Source organism: Aeromonas sp. s13, assembly GCF_040907905.1.
Taxonomy (GTDB): Bacteria; Pseudomonadota; Gammaproteobacteria; order Enterobacterales; family Aeromonadaceae; genus Aeromonas; species Aeromonas veronii.
Window position 1 is genome coordinate 25,608 of sequence record NZ_JBFOCS010000056.1, and the last position, 26,713, is coordinate 52,320.

Genomic DNA, 26,713 nt, shown 5'->3' on the forward strand with positions numbered 1-26,713 from the left:
GATAGAAGTTGGGGAAAATAAAAAGGGCGCCAGATTGGCGCCCTTCTCAGATATCGCAGCGGGATTACTTGTAGGCCCGACCTTCCAGATAGTGTTTGCGGCAAAGCGACACATAACGATCATTGCCGCCGATCTCTACCTGTTCGCCATCACGCATAACCTGACCGGCTTCGTTGACCCGGGAGTTCATGTGGGCCTTGTTGCCACACCAGCAGATGCTCTTCAACTCTTCAAACTTGTCGGCCAGACAGAGCAGATGGTAGGAGCCGGGGAACAGTTCACCGCGAAAATCGGTCTTGAGGCCATAGGCCATCACCGGAATATCCTGCTCATCGACGATGCGGGCCAGCTGGTAGACCTGCTCACGGGTCAGGAACTGGGCCTCGTCCACGATGAAAACATCGATATGTTTCTTCGCATGGCGCTCTTTCACCATTTCAAACAGATCACAGCTGTCGCTGAACACGTCAACCTTCAGTTCAAGGCCTACCCGGGCACTGATCACCCCGACCCCGAAACGGTCATCGATGGCTGGCGTCATCGCCAGAGGATGCATGCCCCGCTCCAGATAGTTGAAGTGCGCCTGAATGAGCTGGGTGGATTTGCCTGAATTCATGGTGGCAAATTTGTAGTGCAGTGAAGCCATGATACTGTTCCGAAACTGAATTTATGGGGCGCATGCTAACCAAAGCCCCTGACAAAACCAAGGGGCCCGCGGGCCCCTTGCTCTATAAATGTTACGCGGTGGCCAGCACTGGCCGCGCTTTGGCCTTTTTCAGGTGATAGCTGGTAAAGAGCACAAACCAGAGGGCGCTGACGCTGAAACCGGCCAGGCTGGAGTGCATCAAGCCCATCGCCAGGTAACCGATGGCCGCACCGAAGGCGATGGCCAGCGCATAGGGCAGCTGGGTCATCACGTGATCGATGTGATGGCAGCCAGCGCCGGTGGCTGAGAGGATGCTGGTGCTGGAGATGGGCGAGCTGTGATCCCCGAACACCGAGCCAGCCAGTACCGCAGCCAGCATCGGCAGCATCAGGCTGATGTCGCTGGCGGCAGCCATGTCACCGGCCAGCGGCAGCATGATGCCGAAGGTGCCCCAGCTGGTGCCGGTGGCAAATGCCATGGCACAGGAGAGGATAAAGACCACGGCGGGCAGCACTTCAATCGGCAGGTTACCATTGGCCAGCGAAGCCAGGTACTTGCCGGTCTCCACGTCGCGCACCACGGCACCTATGGTCCAGGCAAACAGCAGGATGTTGATGGCTGGCAGCATGGCCATGACGCCTTGCGGCGCGGCCTTGATCCAGTTCTTGGCCCCCAGCTTCAGGCGCATCGCCAGACCGATGGAGACCACCAGACTGCACAGGGCACCGTAGACCAGCGAAGAGCCGACGTTGGTATTTTCGAACGAGCCGAGCACGCTGAAGGGCAGCCCTTTCTCGCTCAGCACCGCAGCACCGGAATCGATCATAAAATAGATGGTGGCGGCGGTCAGGGTCAGGATCGGCAGTACCATGTCGATCATGCCGCCGTTGCTCTCCTCCGGGCTCTCCATATCCAGACCGATGGGGCGGCCCTTGGACTCATCCCACAGCTTGCCTTCCAGCGCCCACGCTTCGTGTTGACGCATCGGGCCGATGTCGAGTTGGAATGCAATCACCACCAGCACCATGATCAGGGTGAAGACGGCGTAGAGGTTCATCGGGATCATCTCGACAAACGCCGCGATGGGGCTCTGCTCGGTCAGACCGTGGGCCGCCATGATGCCGCCAACCAGGGCGATGATATAGGCACCCCAGGAGGAGATGGGCATCAGCACACAGACCGGCGCCGCGGTGGAGTCCAGCAGATAGGCCAGTTTGGCACGGGAGATCTGGAAGCGGTCGGTCACCGGACGGCAGATGGCCCCCACCGACAGACTGTGGAAGAAGTCATCGATAAAGAAGGCAAACACCATCATGCCAGTCAGGGCTTTGGCGCCCTTGCGGGTCTTGGCACGACGCTCGGCCCACTCGGCAAAGGCACGGGTCGCCCCGGAGACGCTCATCAGGCTGATGAGGCCACCCAGCAGCAGCATAAACAGGATCATGTTGACGTTGTCACGATTGAGCGCGCCATCGACCCAGAAGATCTTGAGCACGGTATTCAACATGTAATGCAGGGATTCGAGGGGCGAAAACTGATTGAGCAGCAGACTGCCGGTGACGATGCCCACACCAAGGGACAACAGTACGCGGCGGGTCAGGATCGCCAGCGCGACAGCCAACAGGGGGGGAAGAACGGACCAACCGGAGTCGGCGAAATGACTAATGTCCATGATCTCTTTGCACCTAAAGATTACAGGTGGAGATCTACCGAGAGGATCTAAAGAAACAAAACCTATGGGGAGGTCATACTCCTCAGCCCCTTCAGGTAGCGCTCCATAGTGGATGACTATGGCAGTCCTGCACCTATTAGATGCAGAACCAGCAGCCCGGTATGATGGCCTGGCCACTTCGGCGCTGACTCCTTTCCTTGTGCATCACAGGCATCACCCTCCGCACAAATACTCATAGGCAGCGCGCCTCTACTTAAAGGTATTCGCCGCACATTTTATCGAGATGGCAGCTTATAGCAAGTTTTTTGATTAAATAATCATAATAAACAGATCAAGGCCGGAAAATGGTAGTCAAATGATGCAACAACACCAGCTTTGACGATATTTTCACCTACTGCGGTTTCATTGGCATCCAATCACCAAGCCTATTGCTGGCCATATTAAATATCTGTATTGATGTTCCCCACGGATATAATATTTAACCCTGCTTGACTTATTTAAATCACCAAGCAAGAATCAGCTGGAACATAATATTTTTCTCTGACTCGACGTGGTAACTCCTATGAATGAATTTTTAAAGGTACTGCTTAATATCCGCAGTCTGCGTGCGACCTGCCGCGAGCTTTCTCTGGAACAACTGGAAGAGGCACTGGAAAAACTCTCTACTATCGTTGCTGAGCGTCAGCAGGATGAAGCTGCCGAGCGTCAGGCCCGTGAAGAGCATCTGCGTAAAATTAACGAATATAGCGAAATGCTGAAAGCCGCCGGTATTGACCCGGCAGAATTGGTAAGCGCTGTCGCTACCAACCCCGGCAAATCAGAAAAAGCCAAGCGGGCGCCACGTCCTGCCAAATATCGCTATCAGGATAATGGCGTAGAGAAAACCTGGACCGGCCAGGGCCGTATGCCTTCGGCTATTGCCAGCGCAGTGGCAGCAGGCAAATCACTGGAAGACTTTGCTATCTGATCTCAATCTCGTTGCTAATAAAAAACCTCGCCAAGGCGAGGTTTTTTATTGCCGCTTAAATGTGACATATCAGATAGCCGATTGCGGGCGATCTGCTGCCTTGACCCACAGCACTTCACGATCCCCTGCTACGCAGATGAGATAGCGGGCAACGGTAAAGAACCAGTCACTCATCCGGTTCAGATAGGGCAGCACCTCGGGATTGACCCGCTCTTCCCGGCTCAATGTCAGCAGCAAGCGCTCGCAATGACGCACCAGAGTACGCACCACATGTGCTTGCGCCGCGGCATGGGAACCACCGGGCAATATAAATTGGCGCAGCGGTGGCAATGGCTCACTATAACTATCTATCTGCTGTTCAAGGCGAGTGGTCCAGGCGGCATTAACCTGCCAAATCGATTCATTCTGGGCGTCACTGGAGAATGCCAACTCCCCCCCCAGATCAAACAACTCCTGTTGCAACAGCTGTAAATCAGCCAATAAACCGATCTCTTGCGACGGCACGTCACAAATCAGCAAGCCAATATGGGAGTTGAGCTCATCGATATAACCGTAGGTCTCGACCCGCAAATGATCCTTTGGCAACTGGATACCATCGGCCAGCCGGGTCATGCCCTTGTCGCCCTGCCTCGTATATATTCTCATACCGACATCCTGTTAATAATGGGAATAATCATGGACTCGAGTCCATTGAGTTTGATTTCGTAAGCCAACGCTAGCGTCTGGCCCAATTTATCCGCCGGAAAACCGCTGCGCGCCATCCACACCAGATAGGGCTCGGGAATATCGATGATACGTCGACCCTGATATTTACCGTAAGGCATCTTGTTGGTCAGGGTCAGCAGTACCTGTTCGTCGGATAGCCAATCCATATTAATCGATATCCAGATATTTATGAGTCTGGATTGAGAGTCGCCAGTTACGCGCGATACAGGTATCCATCGCCAATTGGGTGGCCCTTGGCTTCTGGCTGATCGGCTGCAAGGCAATGACCACGTCCGGGCGCAGGGTAGCGGTAGCGAGCAGCGCATCCAGCTCTTCAATATGGTGCTCGGTGGCCACCGGATGCTTGATCTCGTTGGCACGCTCCAGCGCCGAGACCAGCACAGGCAGCCCCCCTTTCATACCGATCTTGGGGGAGACGGTTACCCAAGTCTGCTCATGAGTCTTGATCTCGCTGGTGCCACTGGTTTCAATTTGCACCTGATAACCCGCCGCCAGTAATGCTGACGAGAGTTCGTGCAGATCGTAGAGGCAGGGCTCGCCACCGGTGATCACCACATGGCGCGCCTGATAACCCAGGTCGGTAAAACTCTTGATAATCTGCGCGGTGCTAAGTTGGCTCCAACAATCGGATTCGTTGGAGCGATCCAGCACCGCAGCCTTGCCCACTTCACGAGCCGGATCAACAACCCAGGTATGACGGGTATCGCACCAGGGGCAGCCCACCGGGCAACCCTGCAGGCGAACAAAGATGGCGGGCAGGCCGGTAAAGATACCCTCCCCCTGGATGGTCTGGAAAATCTCGTTGATTGGGTAGTGCATCTCGATCACGGCTTGTTGCAAAAGTCGCGGATTATACCCCAAGCCACGGCAAGACGCAGGCTCACTCTGCGCTTTTCTCACCCAGCCCGGTTTTCTCAAACAGTCTGGCCATGATGCCCGCCTTGTCGGCCAGATAGTTGTTCAGGCCGCGACGGCGCAGTTCACACGCAGGACACGTGCCGCAACCGTCACCGGCAATGCCGTTGTAGCAGGTCAGGGTCTGCTGGCGCACCGTGTCGAGGTGACCATAGTGATCCGCCAGAGCCCAGGTCTCGGCCTTGTCGAGCCACATCAAGGGAGTTTCAAAACGGATGCCGCGATCCAGCCCCAGCGACACCGCCTGATTGAGGGCCTTGACGAACTCGTCACGGCAATCGGGATAGCCGGAGAAGTCGGTCTCGCAGACACCGGTGATCACAGCTTCGGCGCCCACCTGATAGGCATAGATGGAAGCCAGGGTCAGGAACAGGATATTGCGACCCGGCACGAAGGTGTTGGGCAGGCCATTATCCTGCAGCTCGCAGCTGACCGGGATGTCGTCACGGGTCAGGGCAGAGACCGCCAGCTCATTGAGCAGCGTCACATCCATCACCTTGTGGGCGGCGATCCCCAGAGCACTGCCCAGACGACGCGCGGTGTCGATCTCTTCCCGATGGCGCTGGCCATAGTCGAAGGTGATGGCGTGCACTTCATCATACTGAGCCAATGCCTGTACCAGACAGGTGGTGCTGTCCTGACCACCGCTGAAAACCACGACTGCTTTTTTCATCTTGATAACTCCTTCAAATGTCACGCGCGGCGGCCTTCGGCAAAGTCCTGCCACTGGGTATTCAACCGGTTAAACAGGGTCAGCAAGGGCGCATAGTGCTCCGGCCTCCCCTCCCACCGGGACAAGAGGTGATAGCCCGCCTCTATGGTAGAGAGGGCATCGGGAAAGGGTTTCTTGCGAATGGCATATTGACCGGCAATGGCACCAATGCCGATGCGGGGCAAGCGGGCCAGTGCCGGGTTGCTCTGCAACATGCGATAGGCTTTGCGCCAGGTGCCGTCGAGCAAGATAAAGACGATGGACGTTTTGCCAGAGGATTCACTCTCCCGCTGTTGGCGAAGATCGGTCAGCGAAATGGCATCCTCATCCGGCCAGAGTAGATAGCAGCGACGGGAAGGATCTGCAAGCAACCCATTGAGCCACTCATCGCGGGAAAAGTCCTCCCCCACATGGATCTCGCACTGTTGCAAAGAGGCCGCCAGCAGCGCCGCAGTCCCCTTGGGATGTGCCACCTCGTTGGGGTGCTGCAAGATGTAGAGGGGCGTGTGATTGTCAACCGGCACAATATAATCGCACAGGCAGGCTTTGAGGGCTCGGGTGCAACGTGTACAGTATCGACTGTTCTTGTCGTTGGACTGTTTCATGTTGTCAGACAAATCTGGATTGCTCTGGGTTATCACGCTCTCTCTCACCAGCTTGCTACTCTTCTTTACCGTTCCCAATCTTCAGCTCTCCTTCGATCGGCCCTTGATCGCCGGGGGCGAAGGGTGGCGGATCATAACAGGCAATCTGGCTCATACCAATCTGTGGCACCTGCTGCTCAATCTGGGCGGCCTCGCCATCCTCTATAGCCTGTTTCGCGACTATCTGGGTGGGGCTCGCCTGCCGCTGCTGATGTTGCTGCTCTGGCTGGCAGTGGGCTTGGGGATCTGGTGGTGGTGCCCGCAGACCCAGTGGTACATGGGACTATCCGGCTCGCTGCATGGTCTGTTTGTCTGGGGGGCAATGCAGGATATCCGCCACGGACGCCGCACGTCGGGCTGGCTACTGTTGGCAGGGATGGGGCTCAAGCTGGCGATGGACTTCTACAACGCAGGAGAGAGCCCGATATCCACCCTGATCAATGCCAGGGTACACATCGGCTCTCATCTTATCGGGGCCGGTGCAGGCCTGTTGCTCGGCCTGCACCGCGTATCACTGAGTGAGCCTGTTACGCACCAGCCAGCTCGGCATTGATGCTGGCCAGCATGGCGGCCGGATCGGCAGCCTGCGTAATGGGGCGACCGATAACCAGATAATCGGACCCCTCCTCGACCGCCGCTTTCGGTGTCATCACCCGGCGCTGATCCCCGGCCGCTGAACCGGTCGGGCGAATACCCGGGGTCACCAGCTTGAAATCTTCGCCCAGCAAGGCTTTAAGCTCATGGGCCTCGTTGGCAGAGCAGACAACCCCATCCAAGCCAGATGCCTTGGTCAAGGTAGCCAGCCGGATCACCTGCTCGGCAGGGCTCACATCCAGACCAAGAGGGATCATGTCGGACTGCTCCATGCTGGTCAGTACGGTCACCCCGATCAACAATGGCGCCTTGTCGCCATAAGGCAGCAGCGCCTCTTTGGCGGCACGCATCATCCGCTCACCACCACTGGCATGCACGTTGACCATCCAGACACCGAGCTCGGCACTGGCTGCCACGGCTTTGGCAACGGTATTGGGAATATCGTGAAATTTCAGATCCAGAAAGACATCGAATCCCTTGGCCACCAGCTGGCGTACAAACTGCGGGCCAAACAGGGTAAACATCTCCTTGCCTACCTTGAGACGGCACTGGGCCGGAGAGATACGTTCAACGAACGCTAAGGCATCTGCCTCGTGCTGATAATCCAGCGCTACCAGTACTTTGGGATCTTGCATCTCACATCCTATTGCTTGTTATTCACCGTCCAGACCACGGATCGGCTTGATGGAACCCCACTGGCGACAAGACGGGCACTGCCAGAACAGCGAGTGAGTGGCAAAGCCGCACTGCCGACACTTGTGGGTTGACTTGATTTTGATCTGCTCGCCGACCAGCTGTTGCAGCAGTTCGAGGCTCTCCTTGGCAGGCCCCTCCTCCGCACTGGCCAGTTGAAAACCCACCAGCTGGTAAAAACCTTTCATCGAGGGATGACGACGCAGCTGACGCAACACCAGCGAACGGGCCTGGCTCAGGCCATCACGCTCTTCAACCAGCTTGGCAAGGGCCAGGGTCACGCTGACACCGGCGTGATCTTCCACTGCCTTCTCAAGCAGCGGGATCAATGCGGGCGTGCGCCCCAACTGCTGATAGCACTCGAGCAATTTGGGCATTGCCTCGGAGGCAAAGTCGATATCCTGCTCGAACACCCGCAGCAGCTCCTTGCTGGCCTGCTCATACTCCCCCTCTGCCATGGCGAGCTCAGCGAGGCGCAAACTGGCCCGGGCACATGCCGGATTGATATTGAGCGCCCGTTTGAGCTTGGCCAGCCCCTCCCCTTTATTGCCCTCACGCAGCGCGATCTCGGCCTGTTCGCAATAGAAATGGGAGATGGGGTCGGCCAGCTTCTTGCCCTGGAATTTTTGCAGACGAACCGCCACATCGATGGCCTTGTCCCAATCCCGCAGTTGCTGATGGATGATCAACAGCTGTGCCAGCGCAGTCTCTTCATAGTCGCTGTCATCACACAGCTCATTCCAGAGCGCTTCCGCTCGGTCGAGCAGACCAGCAGCCAAAAAGTCGCGCGCAAGCTCCTGCAGGGCAAGTTGTCGCTGCTCCCGGGTCAGCTGGCGGGTTACCAGGTTCTGGTGGATCTTGATGGCACGATCGACCTCCCCACGCTGGCGAAACAGGTTGCCGAGGGAGAGGTGTGTTTCGATGGTTTCACTGTCCACCTCAAGCAGCTGGATAAAGAGATCCACCGCCTTGTCGGATTCATCGGACAGCAAATAGTTGAGGCCCGCCACATACTGGCGGGAAAACTGGTTACTCTGTTTTTGGGTGTCCTGGCGAACACTCCTGCGACCCATGTACCAACCATAACCGGCGGCGATGGGCAACAGCAGGAAAAGCAGTTCAAGCATTGAGGAACATTATTCCTTACCCGATGACCGGGCCAGCTCCAACTCGCGGGATTGACGACGCATGGTGCGGTTGAGGGTGCGGTTTTGCATTTTCAGGCGCAGGAACAGCAGGCCGAATACCAGCCAGCCCAGCAAAAAACCGCCAGCGAAGAAGAAGCCCAACAGCATGGCAAGCGAAAACTCACCCTGAGCGATCAGGTAATTGAACTGAACCAGCTGGCCATTTTGTGAGCCCAGCGCCAGGGTCAGAACAAACACCAGCACCAGCGGAATGAGGGCCAAAATACGCTTCATAAGAGCTCCCTGTCAGTATCTAATGAGAGGCTGATTATCCTTAAAATCGCAGGCAGACTCTAGAGTGAATGGGAAAAGAGTTTAAGAAACAAGACGATTGGCACAGGAATCGGTGCCAAAAAGAAAAAAGGCATACCCGAGGTATGCCCATTTCTGCATTATTCAATGATGTTGACGCGCTCGCGCAACTCTTTACCAGGTTTGAAGTGCGGGACATATTTCCCGGTCAGTTCAACCTTGTCCCCAGTCTTGGGGTTGCGGCCCACACGGGGCGCACGATAGTGCAGTGAAAAACTGCCAAATCCGCGGATTTCAATCCGGTCGCCGTTTTGCAAGGTCGACGCCATCTGCTCAAGGATCTCCTTGATGGCGGCTTCGACATCCTTGGCCGGCATATGCATGCGGCTGGCTGCCAGTTGTTCGATGAGATCTGATTTGGTCATAACGTTAAATCTCCTTCCCCGATCACATGCAATATTCATTTTGCCAGGATAAAAAAGGGCGGCGCAATGCCGCCCTTTTCTTGCATCAAGGATTACTCACCCTTGGCGGCTTTGAACGCTTCCATCATAGCATTGCTGAACACAACTTCTTCTTGCTGGTTCAGGTTATCGATAGCAACACGCTCATCAGCCTCGTCCTTAGCACGGACAGACAGGCTTACAGTGCGGTTCTTACGATCAACGCCCATGAATTTAGCTTCAACTTCGTCACCAACAGACAGCACCAGAGTGGCGTCTTCTACACGGTCACGAGCAGCGTCGGAGGCACGCAGGTAGCCTTCTACGCCATCAGCCAGTTCGATAACGGCACCTTTGGCATCAACCTCGGTAACCTTACCCTTCACGATAGCACCTTTCTTGTTGTCAGCCAGGTACTTGTTGAACGGGTCTTCTTCGATCTGCTTGACACCCAGGGAGATGCGCTCACGCTCCGGATCCACTTGCAGAACAACGGCTTCGATCTCGTCGCCTTTCTTGAATTCACGCACGGCTTCTTCGCCCTGGTTGTTCCAGGAGATGTCAGACAGGTGAACCAGGCCGTCGATGCCGCCATCCAGACCGATGAAGATACCGAAGTCAGTGATGGACTTGATCTTGCCGGAAACACGGTCGCCTTTGGCGTGAGTTTCGGCAAACAGCTGCCACGGGTTGGATTTGCACTGCTTCAGACCCAGGGAGATACGACGACGCTCTTCGTCGATGTCCAGAACCATCACGTCAACCACGTCGCCAACGTTAACAACTTTGGACGGGTGGATGTTCTTGTTGGTCCAATCCATCTCGGATACGTGTACCAGGCCTTCAACGCCTTCTTCGATTTCAACGAAGCAGCCGTAGTCGGTCAGGTTGGTCACGCGGCCAGACAGACGGGTGGTCTCCGGGTAACGCTTGGCGATAGCAACCCAGGGATCTTCGCCCAGCTGCTTCAGACCCAGGGATACACGGGTACGCTCGCGGTCGAACTTCAGAACCTTGACAGCGATCTCGTCGCCAACGTTGACGATTTCGGAAGGATGCTTAACGCGCTTCCACGCCATGTCTGTGATGTGCAGCAGGCCGTCAACACCGCCCAGATCTACGAATGCACCGTAGTCGGTCAGGTTCTTGACGATACCCTTAACTTCTTGACCTTCTTGCAGGTTAGCCAGCAGGCTTTCGCGCTCGGAGGTGTTCTCGGTCTCGATCACGGCACGACGGGAAACAACAACGTTGTTGCGCTTCTGGTCCAGTTTGATGACTTTGAACTCGAGTTCTTTGTTTTCCAGGTGAGCGGTGTCACGGATCGGACGCACGTCAACCAGAGAACCCGGCAGGAAGGCACGGATGCCGTTCAGTTCAACGGTGAAACCACCCTTGACCTTGCCGTTGATGATACCGATAACGGTAGCTTGCTCTTCGTAAGCCTTCTCAAGCTGCAGCCAGGCTTCGTGGCGCTTGGCTTTTTCGCGGGACAGCTTGGTTTCGCCGAAACCATCTTCGATAGAGTCCAGAGCCACGTCAACGGTGTCGCCGACGTTGATTTCCAGCTCGCCCATGGCGTTCTTGAATTCTTCAGCCGGGATAGCGGACTCGGATTTCAGACCGGCGTCAACCAGTACGAAACCGTTCTCGATAGCAACGACAGTACCCTTGACGATGGAACCTTGACGGGTTTCAACGGCGTTCAGGGACTCTTCAAAGAGTTGAGCAAAAGATTCGATCATTGTTTATGTCACAAATGAAACATCCACTTGCAATCCGGCACAAGCGGGGCTGTTTTAAATAATCTGCGCCATCCTTGGTGCAGACGACCGGATGTCAGCTTGCGCTGGCATCACCAAGTTGTTGCTCTGCATAGGCGAGTACTGTTGCCAGCACTTCATCTATGGTCATGGAGGTAGAATCTACCACCAGAGCATCTTCTGCCGGTTTCAGGGGTGCAGTAGCGCGATTTCTGTCGCGATCGTCACGTTCCCGAATCTCGGTTAAAAGACGCTCAAAGTTAACATCAAAGCCCTTATCTTGCAACTGCTTATAGCGACGCTGGGCCCGTTCTTCGGCACTGGCGTCGAGGAAAATCTTCACCTCGGCCTCGGGGAAAACAACTGTGCCCATGTCACGACCATCGGCAATCAGACCCGGGGCCTGACGAAATGCCCGCTGACGGCGCAGCAAGGCTTCGCGCACACGGGGGAAGGCGGCGATTTTACTGGCTGCATTACCCACTTCTTCGGTGCGGATGGTGCGGGAGACATCTTCCCCTTCCAGGATAACCTTGACCAAATCGCCCTCAACCTGAAATTGCACATCCAGATTGGCAGCCAGCGGCACCAGTGAGGCTTCACTGTCCAGCTCTACATCGTGATGCAGGGCGGCCAAGGACAACACCCGATAGATGGCGCCCGAGTCCAGCAAGTGCCAACCCAGCTTCTCAGCAAGCAGCTGACACAAGGTGCCTTTACCTGCACCACTGGGGCCATCAATTGTCATTACGGGGGCCATCTGAGGCATAACTTCTCTCCTGCACTGTGTTGCTCCCATCCCGAAGGGGTGGGTTAATGGGCGCCGATTATACCCGAATGTGGTGAGCCTGGCAGTCATCAATCCGCACAAAGGGCCAAAACCCCGACGGACAGCTGTGCTTGTATCTCATTTGGAGATTTCATTAAGCAATGCAGGGACTTGTTCTTATGGTCGTTCCTGACAAGGCGCGCTAAACTGGCCCCCTTTTTTGAGCCGTTAGTAGTAAGGAGCAACCTATGAGCAGCGTTACCCTCGTGGCCCAATCCAAATTGCCAACCCCTTGGGGCACCTTCACGCTGGTAGGTTTTCAGGAAACCGGCACAGGCAAAGATCACGCCGCACTGGTGATGGGCGACATTACCGGTGAAGAGCCCGTGCTGGGCCGGATCCACTCAGAGTGCCTGACCGGCGACGCCCTGTTCAGCTTGCGTTGTGACTGCGGTTTCCAGTTGCAGGCGGCCATGGAGAATATCGCCAAAGCCGGTCGTGGCGTATTGCTGTATGTGCGTCAAGAGGGTCGTGGCATCGGCTTGCTCAACAAGATCCGCGCCTATCACCTGCAGGATCAGGGTGCCGATACCGTGGAGGCCAACGTGGCCCTTGGTTTTGCCGCCGACATGCGCGATTACACCATCTGCGCCGATATGCTCAAGCAGCTTGAAGTCAAGTCTCTCAAACTGATGACCAACAACCCGCGCAAGATGAAAGCGATGGAATCCTTCGGTATTCCGGTGGCCGAACGGGTACCGTTACAGGAAGGGCGCAATCCACACAACGAGTTCTATCTGTCGACCAAGGCCAACAAGCTGGATCACATGCTGAAGAAGTGAGCCTGCGTTGACGAACGTCAGATAGTCAAACGCCTCCCATTGGGAGGCGTTTTTCTTGGGATGACCACTACAACCCAAGCTATCTAAGTGGCACGGTCAGATTGGCCAGCAGAGCTTCAAGCTCTTCGCCAGTGCGGGCAGCACAGTATTGTTCGACCCGCTCGCGGGTCAATTGCGGCGCGAGACGTTCAATCAGATCGTAGAGATAGCCGCATAAAAATGCCCCTCTGCGCAACCCGATAGCGGCCACACAGCCTGGTAGCCAGGGCGCCGTTTTGAGCACCAGATCGCCATCGCGCTGGGGCTCCCAGGCAAAGGTTGCCATCACCCCTATACCCATCCCTTGTCTGACATAGGTCTTGAGCACATCGCTGTCGCTCGCACAGCAGGCGATCCGGCTCTCGGCATGAGCGCAATCAGTGCCATGAGCTGTGGAGAGAGCCCTTCCATCGGTCACCAATGCAAACTCCACCAGCTCAGCCGGAGTCAGCGATGTTGCTTTGGCCAACGGATGATCCTTGGGTAGCACCAAGCCCCGTTGCCACTGAAAAGAGGGGAGCATCAGCAGATCGCTCCCCTCCTCCGGTTCATCCGCCAGCAGCAGATCGGCAGCGCCATCATGCACGGCTGCGCGGCACTGCGCCGCACTCCCCTGCATCACAGTTACGGCAACTTTGGGGAAGCGGGCCATGAATCCCTTGAGGATGGTGGGCAGAATATAGCGAGCTTGCAGATGAGTGGCGGCAATGGTGAGGGTTCCCTGCTCCGGATGCACATGCTGCCTAGCCATTACCTTGATGGTGGCGACCTTGTCCAGCACCTCCGCGGCCACTTTGATCACATCCCGACCGATGGGAGTGATTTGGGTCAAGTGTTTGCCGCTGCGCTCGAAGATCTGGATCCCCAGCTCATCCTCCAGCATCCGCACCTGTTTGCTGATCCCGGGCTGGGAGGTAAAGAGGCTCTCGGCGGTGGCCGACAGATTCAGCCTGTGGTTCGCCACCTCGACGATATAGCGCAATTGCTGCAATTTCATGGTGTAGCCCTCAAGCGAACCCACCGTTAATAGTAACAAACTTTCAGCAATGACCCGCCGCCATCAGGCCGGGCGCTCCTTGAGTAGGAAATCACGCAAGGCACGGTTGGCCATGGAGAGCGGATCGCCACGCCGCCACGCCACGCAGAGATCGAGATAGATAGGCGGGTCGAAGGGCACGCCACTCAGATCCGGCTCCTCTTCCAGCACCATCCGCAAGAAGGTGGTCACCGCAAAACCTTGCCGCACCACCGCCTTGAGCAGAGGGATAAGATTGCTCTCGAAGGCGATATCGGGTTCAACGCCCAGGCTCTGGGCTAGCGCCTCCATATGCTCCCGGTGGTAAAAACCACGGCGAAACAGCGCCAGCTCCTGAGCGAAAAACTGCGAGAGGGTGACGGCCGATGCGCCACGCAAGGGGTGATCGTCCCCCACCACCATCAACATCTCTTCGCTCAGCAGATGTGCCCCCTCGATGGCGGGGGGGAGATCACTGGTGATGAGAATGGCCAGATCGAGGGAGCCATCCACCATCCGGCTGAGCAGCTCACGGGTGCCGGCCTCTTCGACCCGGATCTTGAGGCCGGGATAGCGATGCTTGAAGGCCATCAGACGAGGGGGGAAATAGTAGGAGCCCATCATGTAGGGGATCCCGATCCGCACCTCCCCCCGCTCCAACCCCTTGAGCTCGGCCATCTCGGCCTCGGCCTGATGCATCTGCAGCAACAAACGCTCGGCATGGCGACAGAGCACCTCTCCCTCAGGGGTGAGCCGTACCGCCCGGTCCTGCCGATCAAACAGCCGCAACTCGAGCTGCTGCTCCAGTTTGGCAATGGCCATGCTGATGGCCGGTTGTGCCACATGCAGACTGTTGGCTGCCTTGGTAAATGAGCCGGCATCCCTGACCGCCAGCAGATAGGTGAGCTGTTTCAGATCCATGTATCAATTCATCTTATAAGATGGATAACTTAAATATATTATATTTATAACCGCAAGGACTCTACCCTGACCAAAAGTAGTCAGGACAATACGCAATGATTGAAGTTGGAAGTCGCGAGTGGATACGTGCAACCCTGGCCCTCAGCCTGGGATCTTTTCTGGTGTTTTTGAACCTCTACCAGACCCATCCCCTGTTACCCCTGCTCGCCGAGGTCTTCTCGGTCAACTCCCTCTCGGCCAGCTGGACCCTGGCAGGATGCACTGCTGGCCTCGCAGCCTCCCTGCTGATTTGCGCCAGACTGGCGGATCGCCATGGCCGTCGGCAGGTCATGCTGGGTACCCTCACCCTGGCGATCCTGCTCTCACTGTTGATCCCGCTGGTTGAGCAGTTTGGTTCCCTGCTGTTGCTGCGCATCCTGCAGGGCGCGCTGCTGGCAGGGCTGCCCGCGACCGCGATTGCCTATATGGGGGAAGAGTTCAACAAACGGGCGCTGCTCTCGGCGGTGGGGGTCTATATTGCCGCCAACTCCCTCGGTGGCATTGCCGGTCGGGTGGTCGGCGGTCTGTTGGCGGGCTGGTTTGGCGACTGGCAGCATACCTTTCTGGGGATTGGTGTAATCAGCCTGTTACTGCTGCCGCTGGTCTTCTGGCTGCTGCCCCATCAGACCCGCTTTGTGGCGAGCGCCCCCGTTCGCGGCCAATTTGCTCGCGCCTTGCAGCAACACCTGACCAATCCCTTGCTGGTAGGGGCTTACCTTATCGGGGGACTCAACTTTATGGTGTTTTTGAACCAGTTCAGCTACCTCACTTTCCTGCTGGCCAAGCCCCCCTTCTCCCTGCCCACCCAGTGGCTCGGCATGCTGTTTCTCACCTATCTCTCGGGGACGGTGGCCTCCTCTCTGAGCGGCCGATTTGCCAATCGCTGGGGGGCACAACGTATGCTGCTGGTCGGGATCGCGCTGATGGCCCTCGGGAGTCTGTGGCTGCTGCAGGGCAGTCTGCTCGGGATCCTGAGTGGCTTGCTGATCTCCAGCTTCGGCTTTTTCCTGGCACACGCCTGCGCCAGCGCCTGGGTCGGTCATCATGTCGAACACAACCGCGCCCTCGCCTCCTCCCTCTATCTGGTGGCCTACTATCTGGGAGCCAGTCTGGGGGGACTTTACCTGCACCCCTTCTGGGAGCAGGGTGAGCTGGGCGGTCTGGTCATGGGGATTGAACTGGTCCTCATCCTGACGGCGGGCTTGAGCCTCTGGCTCGGCCGTCTCAAGCAGCGAAGCCGATCGCCACTGCCCGCCCAGCAACCCCACCGACACGGGTAACGGGCTCAGCGCAAACAGGGTCACCCACGAGCAGATAGCGCTCTCGCAACCCAGCACCGACAGATAGCCAAAGGGGTCACACCGGTGACCCCTTTGGCTGCGTTATTCAAGAGCCTGTCAGGCTCGCACCGCATTTAGAGCAGGATCACTCCTGATCGAAATAATCCGCAGGCACCGCGACCACAGCACCGGTCGCCACCTCTTCGGCGATCACCTCAGCCAGCGAGCGCAGATGAAACTTAATCTGTCCGGAGGGCAACATCAGGCCAATATCGGGGTTGCGGGTATCCTGCATGTTGCCGGTTTTGAATGGCAGCTCGGGATAGCGCGCTACCAGATCTTGCAGTGAAGTGACCACCAGCTCGATATGTTCCAGCCCCGCCTGATGGATGCGACCCGGTTTCGGTGCAGCCAGCTCGATACAGGCTACCTGTACCTCACCAGCCAACAGCGGCTGATGCAACTGATAAGTGGCGATGGGACGTCCGCCAATCATACCCTCCACCAGCAAGGAGCCCACCTCAGCCAGCACAGCACATAGCGCGCGGTACTCCTGCAGGGTAGCAGCCCGATAACAGAGGTGATCGACCGTTGGCCGGGAAATTGTGATGCCAGTGGCGGCCAGTTCGGCCAACAGCTGAGAAACAAATGGGGCCATTGGCCCCAGTGTGGAATCGAGTGGGTGGGACATGCTTACCATTTCTTCTTGGGTTGAAACAGGACATCGAGCTCGTCGGCTTCCTTGTCCTTGATGTTTTGCAGATCCTGGGCGCTGTTTTGCTGCTGCAGCTCTTCAAGCTCCTTGAGCCCCTGACGCATATCCTCTTCACGGGCCAGCAAATAGGGATCCTTGTCGCCCACGCTCGCCATGGCCGACAGACCCTTGGTATAGAGCTGGCGGCATGTACCATATTGGCCTTGAATGCGGGCATCCATCGCCCGCTTGACCAGATTGGAGATGTTGATCTTGAGCTGCATCAGCTCGAGGCGGCGCTCTTCCTGGGCAAACCCCTGAGGGTCAATCTTGCCCTTGTTGTGCTCGACCCGCAGCACGGCCCGCATCTTCTTGACTAGCTGCAGCATCTGGATCGCCTGACGATCGGACTCAGGGGTTTTGAATTGTCCCTCATCCTGCACGCTGTAGTTCTCCTGCACATTCTTGATCTGGGTCTGCACATCGACGATGCGTTGCTTGATCTGATTGTTCGGCATCACCTGGGCGATGGCGCGATAGGCATCGAGGATCCGGTGCTGCAACAGCAACACCATGTTCTTGGAGAAAGGCACCAGATTGACGTTCAGCAACACCTCTTCGGTCTCGTCAGCCACCGTCTTGTGTCTGGCAACGGCGTGACGCTTGTCCGCCTCTGCCTTCTGCTTATATTGCTGCACCACGTTATAGGCGATAACCAAAAACAGGAGTGCGCCAATAGACAGCAATACCAAAGTTAAAATCATAGGATGTCCAAACCCCTGTTCCTATCCAATTGCGTGATCCTACAACAGCTTACCCACTTAAGGTAGCCTGCAGATCCCCCCTTGCCCACGATTTGTCACCAAGCTGTGCCCCCGGTCTCAGGGAGAGATTGCAGGATCAGGGGATGATGACCATGACGGTCACCTCCCCATAGTATCGCCCATCAGCGCCATTACTTAAGGTTAAAGCCCCGCGATTGCAGGAATCCCAGCATGAAAGGGCGGGACTCCTTGCCCAGAATGGCGCGGATCTGGCCGCTCCAGGTCTGCTGCTTGTTGTTGCTGCTGCGGGCCTGATAGTAGTCCGCGATCTGCTGATCGTACCGGGCCAGCAGGTCGCGATCCAGCTCGTGCTGGTAGCGCTCCTGATGCACCACCAATCCCCTGGGCAGACGGGGTTTCTGCTCCGGCTGCTGAGCAGGATGACCAAGGCAGAGGCCAAACAGCGGGATCACCTGATGGGGCAAGCCGAGCAGTTCGCTCACCTCGGCCGGATGGTTGCGAATGCCGCCGATATAGACCCCGCCCAGCCCCAGCGACTGCGCCGCCAGCAAGGCGTTTTGCGCCATCAGGGCGCCGTCGATGGCTCCGATCAGCAACTGCTCCGCATAGCCGGTCTGGGCCTCGGGCACGATCTGGGTGTGGCGGTGGTAATCGGCGCAGAAGACCAGAAACTCGGCCGCCTGCACCACATAGGGTTGATTGCCCGCCAGCATGGCCAACTGCTGACGCGCCTCGGGCTCGCAGACTCGCACAATACTGGTCACCTGCAAAAAGCTCGAGGTTGAGGCGGACTGGGCGGCGGCGAGAATGGCATCCAGCTGCTGCGGGGCGATCGGCTCGGCAGTGAACTGACGAATGGAGCGATGGGAAAGGATAAGATCGATGGTCTGATTCATGGCACCTCCAAAATGAGGTAACACCATAGCGAAAAAAACGAGGGAGCCCAAGGCTCCCTCGCACACCCAGCTTAAGGGGCCGGATAGACGTAAGGGGCTTGCAACCCGAGCGGGAATCCGAGCGCCCAGTAGAGCAGCAGGAAAATCGTCCAGCTCACCAGGAAGGCCAGCGAGTAGGGCAGCATCATGGAGACCAGAGTACCGATCCCGGTGCTCTTCACATACTGCTGGCAATAGACCACCACCAGCGGGAAGAAGACCATCAGCGGGGTGATGATGTTGGAGGCGGAATCCCCGACCCGATAGGCCGCCTGGGTCAGCTCGGGGGAGATCCCCACCGCCATCAGCATGGGTACCAGGATCGGACTGATCAACGCCCACTTGGCCGAAGCCGAGCCCACCACCAGATTGACGCTGGCGGTGAGCAGGATCATCCCGACGATGGTCACCTCACCGGGCAGCGCCAGCGCATGGAGCACTTCGGCACCGGAGAGGGCCAGCAGGGTGCCCAGATTGGAGTCACCAAACGCCTTGATAAAGAGCGCACAGAAGAAGGCCATCACCATGTAGGAGCCCATCTTGTTCATGGTGGCCGACATGGCATCGATCACATCCTTGCCACTCTTGAAGCTGCCTGCGACAAAGCCGTAGACAATCCCGGGCAGGATAAAGAGCAGGAAGATGAGCGGCACAATGGACTTCATCACCGGCGCGGCAAAGGTGGTCAGGGAGCCATCGGCAGCACGCAGCGGTGAATCGCTCGGGGAGAGCGCCAGCGCCAGCAGCACGATAGCCGCCAGCATGGCAAACCCGGCCCAGTTGAAGGCCCGGCTCTCTTGCGCGCTGTAGCGCCCCATCTCGTCGGCACTCTCCAGATCCTCGTTGAGCGCCACATGCTTGAGGCGCGGCTCCACCACCTTTTCGGTGATGAACCAGCCGACGCAGATGATCAGCAACGAAGAGGCACCGGTAAAGATGATATTGCACAGGGTGTTGACCATGTAGTCAGGATCGAGCAACTGAGCGGCGGACTGGGTAAAGCCCTGCAGCAGCGCATCCCCGCCGGAGGGCAGGAAGTTGGCGGCAAAACCGCCGGAAACGCCGGCAAAGGCAGCGGCGATCCCCGCCAGCGGATGGCGTCCGGCAGCGTGGAAGATGATGCCACCGATGGGGATCACCAGCACATAACCCGCATCTGCGGCGGTGTGGCTGACGATCGCTACCAGGATCAGCATGGGAGTGAGAAAACGGGCAGGCGTCACTTTGAGCAACTTTTTCAGACCGGTATTGATAAAACCGGACTGCTCGGCCACCCCGACCCCGAGCATGGCCACCAGTACGATGCCCAGCGGGGCAAAGCCGGTAAAGGTCGTGACCATGGTGGAGAGAAACTCGGCCAGACCGGCACCGGTCAGCAGGTTGTTGACCACTACCGCCTCACCGGTACGGGGGTTGACCAGATCAAACTGGAATTGTGACAACACCCAGGAGCCGACCCAGACGATCAGCAAGGCGTAGAGGAACAGCATGGCGGGGTCGGGTAATTTGTTCCCGGCTTTCTCGACGCCATTGAGGAAACGGTTCAGCCAACCTTTGGGAGGGCTGGCCGGACGGTCATTGACAGCAGCATGACTCATTATTGCGATACTCCTTTCCCTAGAAACGAGGTCGCATGCTAGCAATTCCAGTCAATCCGTCTCATGACCGATCGCAAAAGAATGATTAATTTTGATTAAATATTGCGGAATAAAATCCCAAGTTGTGGCCTAACGCACACTTGTTACTCTGCCATCACGGCATCTAGCAGTGGATAACGCCCGACCTGGCACTCCACCACAAAACCGCTCGCCTCGACTTGCGCCACTGTAAGCGGCTTGCTGAACAGATATCCCTGGAACACATGGCACCCCTGGGTCTGCAGGGCGGCCAGCTCGTGAGGCTCCTCCACCCCTTCCGCCATGATCCCCAACCCCAGATTGGTAGCCATGGCCGCAGTCGCCCGGATCACCGGCAAGTTGAGACCGACCACGAAGGAGCGATCCAGCTTGATGTTATTGATCGGCAACCGGTTGAGATAGGCCAGCGAGGAGTAGCCGGTACCGAAATCGTCGATGGCAATCTTGATCCCCTGCTCGCTCAAATCGTCGAGAATGCCGAGGCACCCCTTCATATCGAGCATCAGCACGGTTTCGGTCAGCTCCAGCGTCAACAGGGAGGCATCCACCCCGTGCAGCTCCAGCTGCTGGCGAACTTGCCCGGGCAACGCCGACGATAGCTGGAAACCGGAGAGGTTGACGGAGACCGGCACCCGCTGATGGAAGCGCTTCTGCCAGCTGGCGACTTGTGCCAGCGCAGTGGAGAGCACCCAGCTGCCGATCTCGCGGATCAGCCCCATCTCTTCGGCAAGCGGGATAAATTCCACCGGCGAGACATGGCCGAGCACCGGGTTGTACCAGCGCAGCAGTGCCTCGTAACCGATCAGACGCCGTTTGGCGGCATCGACCTGCGGCTGGTAACAGAGGCTCAGCTCCTGACGGCCGATGGCCTTGGCCAGAAACTGTTTGAGATTGAGCTTGCGCTGCAGGGTCTGTTGCATGCTGGGGGTGAAACGCTGCCAGCGCAGCCGCCCCATCTGCTTTGCCTGATACATGGCCATATCGGCACGGGTGATGAGGTTGTCCCCGTCATCCGCATCATCGGGATAGATGGCGATACCGATACTGCCGCCGATGGTCACCTCCGGCAGCCCGCTCAGTTGCAGCGGCTTGGTCATCTGGGAGAGCATCTGATCGGCCACCTCTTGCGCCCGATCCCCCTGATTGCCCAGCGGCACCAGTGCTGTGAATTCATCGCCACCGAGGCGAGCCAGCTCCACATCCCGCGGGCAAATCTGTTTGAGGCGACCGGCGACCCGCTCCAGCAGGCGATCTCCCGCCTTGTGGCCGTAGTTGTCGTTGACCAGCTTGAAGTTGTCCAGATCCATGAACACCAGCGCGAAACGCTCCCCCAGCCCGCAATAGGCCTCAAGGGATTTCATCAAGCCATACCGATTGAGCAGGCCGGTCAGGGAGTCGTGCCAGGCGAGGTGGCGATGCTCCAGCTCTTCGAGTTTGCGATCGGTAATATCCCGCATGGTGAGCAGAATGCGAGCACCCTGCTGGATATAGCGGAACTGATACTGGAACCAGCGCATCCCCTTTAGGGTACGGCACTCCCCCTCGGTCACCACTTCATCGAGACGGGAGAGCTTCTGGTAGAAGCTGTCATCATTGCCGGAGAAAACCTGGGAGAGCTTGGCGATCTGGTGGCCGAAACACATTTCGAAGTGATAGTTACCACTCTCGAACACACCATGGCTATCGAACAGGCAGGCCAGGGTATCGCCGGTTGCCAGCGAGGACTCCTGATAGAGGGTATCGGAGTCGAGCACCGCTTCGGTCATCATCATCAGACGGCCAGCCAGTTGAATACCGGAAAGGCGCAGATAGATCTGCTTCTTGACCCCCTTTGGGGAGAGGGTCCACCACTCGTTATAACTGCGCCCCTGCTGAAAATCACCCAGATAGCGCTGCAGCAGCAGATCGATGGCGGTTGCCATATCGGCAGAGAAGTCGCGGGAGCAGAGTTCGTCGAGAGACGTCGCCTCCCACACGGAGAGCGCGGCGCTGTTTGCCCAGAAAATATGGTGATGCTCGATGTCATAAACCCAGATCGGGGTATGCAGAACATCCATCGTCTTCAGTAACCGTTCGTCAAGCGTATTCATCTGGTCAAGGTCATTCATGCTGGATGGTCACTGGTTAACCGGAAAACAGATCTGGCAAACCGCTAGCTGCAGAATGCAAGGTGCAAATACCTCTCGGCCATTATCCCTTTTCACATAGCCAAGAGCGGACAAAACTATTTCAGATATCAACAACAGGGCAGCCTGTACGGCGATACTACAAAGGACTCAGCCAAGGACCCTGTTAATCCAGGCAAATCATATAGTCGATTTTTAACTTTTTTCCCCAGTAAAAACAAGCACTAAGAGCTATCCACTCGAGACCTTGAAAGAGCAATTGCATATTTGCTGCGACAAATTTGTTATTAACATTTAAATCAATGGCAGAAATAGTCATCACTCTCTGTCACAAAGCTTCCATTAATTAACCAAGCGGATGGATAAACAGCCAAAAAAACGCCAAAACGGACAAAAATAGTTCACTAAGGCGGAATTGATATACCCCAAATTCATTTTTCAACAGGCAATGAGCAAAACCAGAATATATGATCTGCATCACATTGGCTGGGGATGGAAAACCACCCCGGCTGAGCACACAGAGCAACCCTGCGCCCTTCCATCAGGTTGCAATATCGGCCTTCGCCCGCGGTTATAGCAGAACACATCAGGGAATATGGCAAACATCTCTGCCGCAACACCATTTGGCATCGTGCCGAAATAATCACCAGCTCGGGGAAACTGAGATGACGGGCGGGTGGAGAACTGGTATCAACAGAAATCGAATCCAGATCAATTAAACGCTGAATTACCCTTGCCAACCCGGAACGCTCTTTTTATGGTTGCCCCCTTGTTACACCCAGAACAGCGTTTATGAAGCACATCGAAGAGTTCTACCTGTTCGTCAAGGTGGTGCAAGAGGGAGGATTCTCCCACGCTGCAGCCGCACTGGGCATGCCAACAGGCACCATCAGTCGACGCATTTCCCAGCTGGAAGAGCAACTGGGTTGCTCCCTGCTACATCGCTCTACCCGCAAGCTCCGCCTTACCGATGATGGCCTCAGATACTACGAACGTCTCTGCACGCCACTCGCGCAAATCGAGCAGGCCACCAGCGAGATCCAGGGTCAAGAGGCCGACATCACCGGGCTTATCCGGATAGCTGCGCCCATCGCACTCTCCAACACCATCCTCATCGATATGCTGGCCGAATTCGGGCTGCACTATCCCGAGGTACAGTTCGATATCACCCAGACCAATGATCACCAGCACCTGTTCGACAATGATCGGGATCTGGTGTTCTTCAACGGTGAGCTGCCCCAGTCGCTGCCCAATGCGATCTGTCTCGGTCATATCGAGTACGGCCTGTTTGCCTCACCACTCTACTTGACCAAGAAGGGCACCCCCTCCCACCCCAACCAGCTGGAAGAGCACGATCTCATCTACTGCTGGCCTCACCAGCACTGGCAGCTGACCGACAAGGATGGCCAGAGCGTCTGCATCAAACGCAGCGCCAAACTGACCGTCAACCAGACCCAGGCCGCGGTACGCGCAGCCCGACGTCATCTGGGGATCGTCAACGCCCCGCTGCACTATCTGAGCAGCTTCCTCCATGACGAGCAGCTGGTGCCGGTACTGACCGACTGGCAAACCGGCAATCGCCCCTTCTACATGTTGTGTTGCCAGCACCAGTTCGCTCCGTTGCGTGTTAAGATGTTCGTTGAATTTGTTGAAAAATACTCAGCACGCTATCGCAATCGGCAGTGGGACAACCAATTTTCACAAGGTGATAGCCTCACCCATTGCATCTGACCGTTAGCGGGCCACACTTATAGCATCCCTTGCCAACAGAGCCTGCCTAACGCCATGAATGTATTGATATGTGATGACTCCGGGTTCGCCCGCAAACAGCTGGCGCGGGCGCTCCCGGCCGACTGGAAAGTCGATTTGCACTACGCAGCCAATGGTCTCGAAGGGATCGAACAGGTGCTGATGGGTCATGGCGATCTCATCTTCCTCGATCTGACCATGCCGGAGATGGACGGTTACGGCGTGCTGGAGACCCTCCAACGGGAGGGTCTACGCAACAAGGTGATCGTGGTCTCCGGGGATATCCAGCCAGAGGCCTATCAACGGGTCATGGGGCTGGGGGCGCTCGATTTCATCAAGAAACCCGCCGCCCCAGAAACCCTGCTCGCCCTGCTCAAAAAGCATGATTTCTGGAGTGCCGCCCCGAGCGGTCAACCAAGCGCCCCCGAGCAGCTGACAAGCGGCGTGGTAGCCGATGCAGGCGTCAAGATCACCCCCGAAATCCGCGATGTCTATCAGGAGCTGGCCAACGTCTCCATGGGTCAGGCAGCCGACTTGCTGGCTCGTCTGCTCAACGCCTTCGTGGTACTGCCTATCCCCAACGTCAACGTGCTGGAAGTATCAGAGTTGCATATGGCCCTCTCGGCCGCTGCGGATTCAGATACCCTCTCCGCCGTCTGTCAGGGGTTTATCGGAGCGGGGATCGCCGGTGAAGCGCTGATCCTGTTCCATGACTCCAGCTTCAAAGATTTGGCCAAGCTGATGAACCATCAGGGGACGCTGGATCGCACCGCCGAACTGGAGCTGCTGATGGATACCGCCAACGTGCTGATCGGCGCCTTCCTGCGCGGCTACGCCAACCAGCTCGACACCCCCTTCAGTCAGGGGCACCCGGTGGTGCTCGGCCAGCACAGACCCATCAACGAGCTGATCAACACTAACAAGAGTCGCTGGCGCCGCACGCTCGCCATCGAGATCAACTACCGGATCCAGGATTACGCGGTGCAGTGTGATCTGCTGCTGCTGTTTACCGAAGATTCCATCGCCACCATGAACAACAAAATCATGCACATGCTCTAGGAGTGACTATGGAAATCCGTGAATTTCATTGGCTGATGAACATAGTCCAGAACCTGGACGTAGGCTTGGTAGTGCTCGACAAGGAGTACAAGGTTCAGGTGTGGAACGGCTTTATGGAGAGCCACAGCGGCCGACTGGCCAGTGACGTGCGCGATGGCGTACTGTTCGAGCTCTTCCCCGATGTGGACAGAGCCTGGTTCGAGCGCAAGGCCAACATGGTCTTCAAGCTCAACAACCGCGCCTTCAGTACCTGGGAGCAGAAGCCCTATCTGCTACGTTTCTCCAACTACCGCCCCATTACCGGCTCGGCCCCCCACATGTTCCAGAACCTGACGCTGGTACCACTGGCCGATTTCGGCGGTCAGGTGACCCACATCGCGGTGATGATCTACGATGCCACCGATGAGGCCATGCTGATGAGCGGCCAGCGGCAGGCTTGAGCTTGCAGCAAATAACAGAGGGCGCCGCGGCGCCCTCTGTTATTTCGGTATGAACAGGTCTTGGTATAACCTCTACCTGACCAGCCGTCTCAACGCGCCCCGAGATACTCGGTGAAGGCGTCGATCACCTCTTCAATATCGTCATCGTTGATCTGCAGATGAGTCACCAGCCGCAGCTCGCCGTAACCGGAGAAGAGGATCCCCCGCTCCTTCATAAAAGCGAGCAGAGGGGCCGATTCCCCCTCACGCAGCCGCAGGAACACCATGTTGCTCTGCACCAGCGAGAGGTCGAGCTCGATGCCCGGCAGTGCAGCCAACCCTTCGGCAAGCCGTTTGGCACGGCGGTGATCATCGGCCAGACGGGTCACGTGCTGCTCGAGGGCAAACAGACCGGCTTGCGCCAGAATGCCCGCCTGGCGCATGCCACCTCCCAGCATCTTGCGTAGGCGGCGCGCACGGGCGATGAAATCGTGGCTGCCCACCAGCAGCGAGCCCACCGGTGCCCCCAACCCCTTGGAGAGACAAATCGAGATACTGTCAAACGGTGCAGCGATCTCCTCGACCGGGGTCTCGCTGGCCACGGCGGCGTTAAAGAGCCGGGCGCCATCGAGATGAAGCTTCAAGCCGCGCTCGGCAACGAATGCCCCCATCTCCTGCAGATAGGAGAGCGGCAGCACCTTGCCGTTGTGGGTGTTCTCAAGGCAGATCAGGCGAGTTTGGACGAAGTGGGCATCATCAGGGGCCAGCGCGGCCTTGATATCATCGAATGCCAGCGTGCCATCGCGCTGCATCGGCAAGGGTTGCAGGGCTACGGAGCCCAGCACGGCACTCCCCTGCGCTTCATAGCGATAGATGTGAGCGGCGTTGCCGAGGATGGCCCCCTCACCGCGCTGACAGTGGCTCATCACCGCCAACAGATTGGACATGGTGCCGGACGGCACAAACAGCGCCGCCTGTTTGCCCAGCAATCTGGCCCCAAAGGCCTCCAGCGCGTTGACGCCCGGATCTTCACCATAGACATCGTCACCGACTTCGGCGTGGAGCATGGCTTGACGCATGGCGTCAGTAGGCTGGGTGACGGTGTCACTTCGTAAATCGATATAGCGCATGAGATCCCTCCTGAAACAGGAGAGTGACGTTAGCCATGCGCCCCTCGCTTGGCAAGGGGC

The 26,713-nt window shown here is 57.2% G+C and carries 28 protein-coding genes and 1 riboswitch; of the genes, 7 read left to right on the forward strand and 21 right to left on the reverse strand.

Translation table 11 applies throughout. The features are described from left to right. Positions 1 to 64: 64 nt before the first annotated feature. Both AB5Y82_RS10155 and AB5Y82_RS10160 read right to left on the reverse strand, forming a co-directional pair. A complete protein-coding gene (locus tag AB5Y82_RS10155; RefSeq protein WP_005337121.1) occupies positions 65 to 646 on the reverse strand; it encodes a thymidine kinase in 582 nt (193 codons plus the stop codon). 91 nt (positions 647 to 737) lie between these two features. After that, positions 738 to 2,318: a Na+/H+ antiporter NhaC family protein gene (locus AB5Y82_RS10160; protein WP_100653934.1), complete on the reverse strand. Its 1,581-nt coding sequence runs from the start codon at positions 2,316 to 2,318 to the stop codon at positions 738 to 740. A gap of 88 nt (positions 2,319 to 2,406) precedes the next feature. Then, positions 2,407 to 2,578, reverse strand: a riboswitch (Lysine riboswitch). A 302-nt stretch (positions 2,579 to 2,880) separates the two neighbouring features. Between AB5Y82_RS10160 and AB5Y82_RS10165 the strand changes: the two genes are divergently transcribed. Next, positions 2,881 to 3,285: an H-NS family nucleoid-associated regulatory protein gene (locus AB5Y82_RS10165; RefSeq protein WP_005359895.1), complete on the forward strand. Its 405-nt coding sequence runs from the start codon at positions 2,881 to 2,883 to the stop codon at positions 3,283 to 3,285. Positions 3,286 to 3,354: 69 nt separating this feature from the next. On the opposite strand, the gene AB5Y82_RS10170 is transcribed toward AB5Y82_RS10165, so the two are convergent. From AB5Y82_RS10170 to AB5Y82_RS10190, 5 genes are all read right to left on the reverse strand, one after another. Further along, entirely contained in the window at positions 3,355 to 3,930 is a 576-nt protein-coding gene (locus tag AB5Y82_RS10170; protein WP_159143880.1) for a cob(I)yrinic acid a,c-diamide adenosyltransferase, read from the reverse strand. Further along, positions 3,927 to 4,157: a DUF3820 family protein gene (locus tag AB5Y82_RS10175; protein WP_111901350.1), complete on the reverse strand. Its 231-nt coding sequence runs from the start codon at positions 4,155 to 4,157 to the stop codon at positions 3,927 to 3,929. Before AB5Y82_RS10175 ends, AB5Y82_RS10170 begins: the two co-directional genes overlap by 4 nt. 1 nt (position 4,158) lies before the next feature. After that, positions 4,159 to 4,830, reverse strand: a complete 672-nt coding sequence (gene queE, locus AB5Y82_RS10180; protein WP_069527953.1) for a 7-carboxy-7-deazaguanine synthase QueE — start codon at positions 4,828 to 4,830, stop codon at positions 4,159 to 4,161. Positions 4,831 to 4,891: 61 nt separating this feature from the next. After that, positions 4,892 to 5,599 carry a 7-cyano-7-deazaguanine synthase QueC gene (gene queC / locus AB5Y82_RS10185; protein WP_113740692.1) on the reverse strand — a complete coding sequence of 236 codons (708 nt, stop codon included), beginning with the start codon at positions 5,597 to 5,599 and terminating at the stop codon, positions 4,892 to 4,894. A 20-nt stretch (positions 5,600 to 5,619) separates the two neighbouring features. Beyond that, entirely contained in the window at positions 5,620 to 6,243 is a 624-nt protein-coding gene (locus AB5Y82_RS10190; protein ID WP_159143881.1) for a tRNA-uridine aminocarboxypropyltransferase, read from the reverse strand. Here AB5Y82_RS10190 and rrtA point away from each other — a divergent pair. Continuing rightward, entirely contained in the window at positions 6,242 to 6,835 is a 594-nt protein-coding gene (gene rrtA, locus AB5Y82_RS10195; protein WP_074042643.1) for a rhombosortase, read from the forward strand. The genes AB5Y82_RS10190 and rrtA overlap by 2 nt on opposite strands. Here rrtA and pyrF read toward each other — a convergent pair. The 6 genes from pyrF to cmk all read right to left on the reverse strand — a co-directional run bounded on the left by pyrF (position 6,810) and on the right by cmk (position 11,983). Beyond that, entirely contained in the window at positions 6,810 to 7,511 is a 702-nt protein-coding gene (gene pyrF, locus AB5Y82_RS10200) for an orotidine-5'-phosphate decarboxylase (protein WP_159143882.1), read from the reverse strand. The genes rrtA and pyrF overlap by 26 nt on opposite strands. A gap of 18 nt (positions 7,512 to 7,529) precedes the next feature. After that, positions 7,530 to 8,696 (reverse strand): lipopolysaccharide assembly protein LapB, encoded by a 1,167-nt coding sequence (gene lapB, locus AB5Y82_RS10205; RefSeq protein ID WP_159143883.1) that lies wholly within the window; start codon positions 8,694 to 8,696, stop codon positions 7,530 to 7,532. 9 nt (positions 8,697 to 8,705) lie between these two features. Beyond that, entirely contained in the window at positions 8,706 to 8,990 is a 285-nt protein-coding gene (locus AB5Y82_RS10210) for a LapA family protein (RefSeq protein WP_111901344.1), read from the reverse strand. Between the two features lie 158 nt (positions 8,991 to 9,148). Next, positions 9,149 to 9,433, reverse strand: a complete 285-nt coding sequence (gene ihfB / locus AB5Y82_RS10215; protein WP_005299934.1) for an integration host factor subunit beta — start codon at positions 9,431 to 9,433, stop codon at positions 9,149 to 9,151. A gap of 92 nt (positions 9,434 to 9,525) precedes the next feature. After that, positions 9,526 to 11,196 (reverse strand): 30S ribosomal protein S1, encoded by a 1,671-nt coding sequence (gene rpsA / locus AB5Y82_RS10220; protein WP_005337148.1) that lies wholly within the window; start codon positions 11,194 to 11,196, stop codon positions 9,526 to 9,528. A 94-nt stretch (positions 11,197 to 11,290) separates the two neighbouring features. Further along, positions 11,291 to 11,983 (reverse strand): (d)CMP kinase, encoded by a 693-nt coding sequence (gene cmk, locus AB5Y82_RS10225; RefSeq protein WP_111901343.1) that lies wholly within the window; start codon positions 11,981 to 11,983, stop codon positions 11,291 to 11,293. 248 nt (positions 11,984 to 12,231) lie between these two features. On the opposite strand from cmk, the gene ribA reads away from it, so the two are divergent. Further along, positions 12,232 to 12,825: a GTP cyclohydrolase II gene (ribA, locus tag AB5Y82_RS10230; protein ID WP_103251772.1), complete on the forward strand. Its 594-nt coding sequence runs from the start codon at positions 12,232 to 12,234 to the stop codon at positions 12,823 to 12,825. 79 nt (positions 12,826 to 12,904) lie between these two features. Here the strand turns inward: ribA and AB5Y82_RS10235 are convergent, their stop codons facing one another. Further along, positions 12,905 to 13,861, reverse strand: coding sequence for a LysR substrate-binding domain-containing protein (locus AB5Y82_RS10235; protein ID WP_111901342.1), 957 nt, complete (start codon positions 13,859 to 13,861; stop codon positions 12,905 to 12,907). A 63-nt stretch (positions 13,862 to 13,924) separates the two neighbouring features. Further along, on the reverse strand, positions 13,925 to 14,800 hold the full coding sequence (locus AB5Y82_RS10240) for a LysR family transcriptional regulator (RefSeq protein ID WP_005351154.1): 876 nt from the start codon (positions 14,798 to 14,800) through the stop codon (positions 13,925 to 13,927). Positions 14,801 to 14,895: 95 nt separating this feature from the next. On the opposite strand from AB5Y82_RS10240, the gene AB5Y82_RS10245 reads away from it, so the two are divergent. Next, positions 14,896 to 16,119 carry an MFS transporter gene (locus AB5Y82_RS10245; RefSeq protein ID WP_111901341.1) on the forward strand — a complete coding sequence of 408 codons (1,224 nt, stop codon included), beginning with the start codon at positions 14,896 to 14,898 and terminating at the stop codon, positions 16,117 to 16,119. A 145-nt stretch (positions 16,120 to 16,264) separates the two neighbouring features. Here AB5Y82_RS10245 and AB5Y82_RS10250 read toward each other — a convergent pair whose 3' ends face one another. From AB5Y82_RS10250 to AB5Y82_RS10270, 5 genes are all read right to left on the reverse strand, one after another. After that, positions 16,265 to 16,819: a VOC family protein gene (locus AB5Y82_RS10250; protein ID WP_162632631.1), complete on the reverse strand. Its 555-nt coding sequence runs from the start codon at positions 16,817 to 16,819 to the stop codon at positions 16,265 to 16,267. Next, on the reverse strand, positions 16,813 to 17,577 hold the full coding sequence (locus tag AB5Y82_RS10255; RefSeq protein ID WP_005337161.1) for a hypothetical protein: 765 nt from the start codon (positions 17,575 to 17,577) through the stop codon (positions 16,813 to 16,815). The genes AB5Y82_RS10250 and AB5Y82_RS10255 overlap by 7 nt, the downstream gene beginning before the upstream one ends. A gap of 191 nt (positions 17,578 to 17,768) precedes the next feature. After that, entirely contained in the window at positions 17,769 to 18,494 is a 726-nt protein-coding gene (nfsA, locus tag AB5Y82_RS10260; protein ID WP_005351148.1) for an oxygen-insensitive NADPH nitroreductase, read from the reverse strand. A 71-nt stretch (positions 18,495 to 18,565) separates the two neighbouring features. Then, a complete protein-coding gene (locus AB5Y82_RS10265; protein WP_005351146.1) occupies positions 18,566 to 20,131 on the reverse strand; it encodes an AbgT family transporter in 1,566 nt (521 codons plus the stop codon). A gap of 143 nt (positions 20,132 to 20,274) precedes the next feature. After that, entirely contained in the window at positions 20,275 to 22,227 is a 1,953-nt protein-coding gene (locus tag AB5Y82_RS10270; RefSeq protein WP_013723827.1) for a bifunctional diguanylate cyclase/phosphodiesterase, read from the reverse strand. Positions 22,228 to 23,088: 861 nt separating this feature from the next. On the opposite strand from AB5Y82_RS10270, the gene AB5Y82_RS10275 reads away from it, so the two are divergent. The 3 genes from AB5Y82_RS10275 to AB5Y82_RS10285 are packed head-to-tail and all read left to right on the forward strand — an operon-like array spanning position 23,089 to position 25,544. Next, positions 23,089 to 24,027: a LysR family transcriptional regulator gene (locus AB5Y82_RS10275; RefSeq protein ID WP_005337171.1), complete on the forward strand. Its 939-nt coding sequence runs from the start codon at positions 23,089 to 23,091 to the stop codon at positions 24,025 to 24,027. A 54-nt stretch (positions 24,028 to 24,081) separates the two neighbouring features. After that, entirely contained in the window at positions 24,082 to 25,104 is a 1,023-nt protein-coding gene (locus tag AB5Y82_RS10280) for a response regulator (RefSeq protein WP_111901339.1), read from the forward strand. Between the two features lie 8 nt (positions 25,105 to 25,112). Further along, on the forward strand, positions 25,113 to 25,544 hold the full coding sequence (locus tag AB5Y82_RS10285; protein WP_005337175.1) for a PAS domain-containing protein: 432 nt from the start codon (positions 25,113 to 25,115) through the stop codon (positions 25,542 to 25,544). Positions 25,545 to 25,633: 89 nt separating this feature from the next. On the opposite strand, the gene ltaE is transcribed toward AB5Y82_RS10285, so the two are convergent. After that, positions 25,634 to 26,653: a low-specificity L-threonine aldolase gene (gene ltaE / locus AB5Y82_RS10290; protein WP_111901338.1), complete on the reverse strand. Its 1,020-nt coding sequence runs from the start codon at positions 26,651 to 26,653 to the stop codon at positions 25,634 to 25,636. Positions 26,654 to 26,713 lie beyond the last annotated feature (60 nt).

What these genes read in the sequence shown, in the direction of transcription:
- lapB (WP_159143883.1), bottom strand. Translation starts at nt 8,696, where the DNA reads ATGCTTGAACTGCTTTTCCTGCTGTTGCCCATCGCCGCCGGTTATGGT.
- ihfB (WP_005299934.1), bottom strand. Translation starts at nt 9,433, where the DNA reads ATGACCAAATCAGATCTCATCGAACAACTGGCAGCCAGCCGCATGCAT.
- rrtA (WP_074042643.1), top strand. Translation starts at nt 6,242, where the DNA reads ATGTTGTCAGACAAATCTGGATTGCTCTGGGTTATCACGCTCTCTCTC.
- queC (WP_113740692.1), bottom strand. Translation starts at nt 5,599, where the DNA reads ATGAAAAAAGCAGTCGTGGTTTTCAGCGGTGGTCAGGACAGCACCACC.
- nfsA (WP_005351148.1), bottom strand. Translation starts at nt 18,494, where the DNA reads ATGAATCAGACCATCGATCTTATCCTTTCCCATCGCTCCATTCGTCAG.
- AB5Y82_RS10155 (WP_005337121.1), bottom strand. Translation starts at nt 646, where the DNA reads ATGGCTTCACTGCACTACAAATTTGCCACCATGAATTCAGGCAAATCC.
- AB5Y82_RS10280 (WP_111901339.1), top strand. Translation starts at nt 24,082, where the DNA reads ATGAATGTATTGATATGTGATGACTCCGGGTTCGCCCGCAAACAGCTG.
- AB5Y82_RS10265 (WP_005351146.1), bottom strand. Translation starts at nt 20,131, where the DNA reads ATGAGTCATGCTGCTGTCAATGACCGTCCGGCCAGCCCTCCCAAAGGT.
- rpsA (WP_005337148.1), bottom strand. Translation starts at nt 11,196, where the DNA reads ATGATCGAATCTTTTGCTCAACTCTTTGAAGAGTCCCTGAACGCCGTT.
- AB5Y82_RS10285 (WP_005337175.1), top strand. Translation starts at nt 25,113, where the DNA reads ATGGAAATCCGTGAATTTCATTGGCTGATGAACATAGTCCAGAACCTG.
- AB5Y82_RS10250 (WP_162632631.1), bottom strand. Translation starts at nt 16,819, where the DNA reads ATGGTAAGCATGTCCCACCCACTCGATTCCACACTGGGGCCAATGGCC.
- AB5Y82_RS10210 (WP_111901344.1), bottom strand. Translation starts at nt 8,990, where the DNA reads ATGAAGCGTATTTTGGCCCTCATTCCGCTGGTGCTGGTGTTTGTTCTG.
- AB5Y82_RS10235 (WP_111901342.1), bottom strand. Translation starts at nt 13,861, where the DNA reads ATGAAATTGCAGCAATTGCGCTATATCGTCGAGGTGGCGAACCACAGG.
- AB5Y82_RS10275 (WP_005337171.1), top strand. Translation starts at nt 23,089, where the DNA reads ATGAAGCACATCGAAGAGTTCTACCTGTTCGTCAAGGTGGTGCAAGAG.
- AB5Y82_RS10245 (WP_111901341.1), top strand. Translation starts at nt 14,896, where the DNA reads ATGATTGAAGTTGGAAGTCGCGAGTGGATACGTGCAACCCTGGCCCTC.
- queE (WP_069527953.1), bottom strand. Translation starts at nt 4,830, where the DNA reads ATGCACTACCCAATCAACGAGATTTTCCAGACCATCCAGGGGGAGGGT.
- AB5Y82_RS10175 (WP_111901350.1), bottom strand. Translation starts at nt 4,157, where the DNA reads ATGGATTGGCTATCCGACGAACAGGTACTGCTGACCCTGACCAACAAG.
- AB5Y82_RS10165 (WP_005359895.1), top strand. Translation starts at nt 2,881, where the DNA reads ATGAATGAATTTTTAAAGGTACTGCTTAATATCCGCAGTCTGCGTGCG.
- cmk (WP_111901343.1), bottom strand. Translation starts at nt 11,983, where the DNA reads ATGCCTCAGATGGCCCCCGTAATGACAATTGATGGCCCCAGTGGTGCA.
- AB5Y82_RS10190 (WP_159143881.1), bottom strand. Translation starts at nt 6,243, where the DNA reads ATGAAACAGTCCAACGACAAGAACAGTCGATACTGTACACGTTGCACC.
- AB5Y82_RS10160 (WP_100653934.1), bottom strand. Translation starts at nt 2,318, where the DNA reads ATGGACATTAGTCATTTCGCCGACTCCGGTTGGTCCGTTCTTCCCCCC.
- AB5Y82_RS10240 (WP_005351154.1), bottom strand. Translation starts at nt 14,800, where the DNA reads ATGGATCTGAAACAGCTCACCTATCTGCTGGCGGTCAGGGATGCCGGC.
- AB5Y82_RS10170 (WP_159143880.1), bottom strand. Translation starts at nt 3,930, where the DNA reads ATGAGAATATATACGAGGCAGGGCGACAAGGGCATGACCCGGCTGGCC.
- ribA (WP_103251772.1), top strand. Translation starts at nt 12,232, where the DNA reads ATGAGCAGCGTTACCCTCGTGGCCCAATCCAAATTGCCAACCCCTTGG.
- pyrF (WP_159143882.1), bottom strand. Translation starts at nt 7,511, where the DNA reads ATGCAAGATCCCAAAGTACTGGTAGCGCTGGATTATCAGCACGAGGCA.
- ltaE (WP_111901338.1), bottom strand. Translation starts at nt 26,653, where the DNA reads ATGCGCTATATCGATTTACGAAGTGACACCGTCACCCAGCCTACTGAC.
- AB5Y82_RS10270 (WP_013723827.1), bottom strand. Translation starts at nt 22,227, where the DNA reads ATGGATGTTCTGCATACCCCGATCTGGGTTTATGACATCGAGCATCAC.
- AB5Y82_RS10255 (WP_005337161.1), bottom strand. Translation starts at nt 17,577, where the DNA reads ATGATTTTAACTTTGGTATTGCTGTCTATTGGCGCACTCCTGTTTTTG.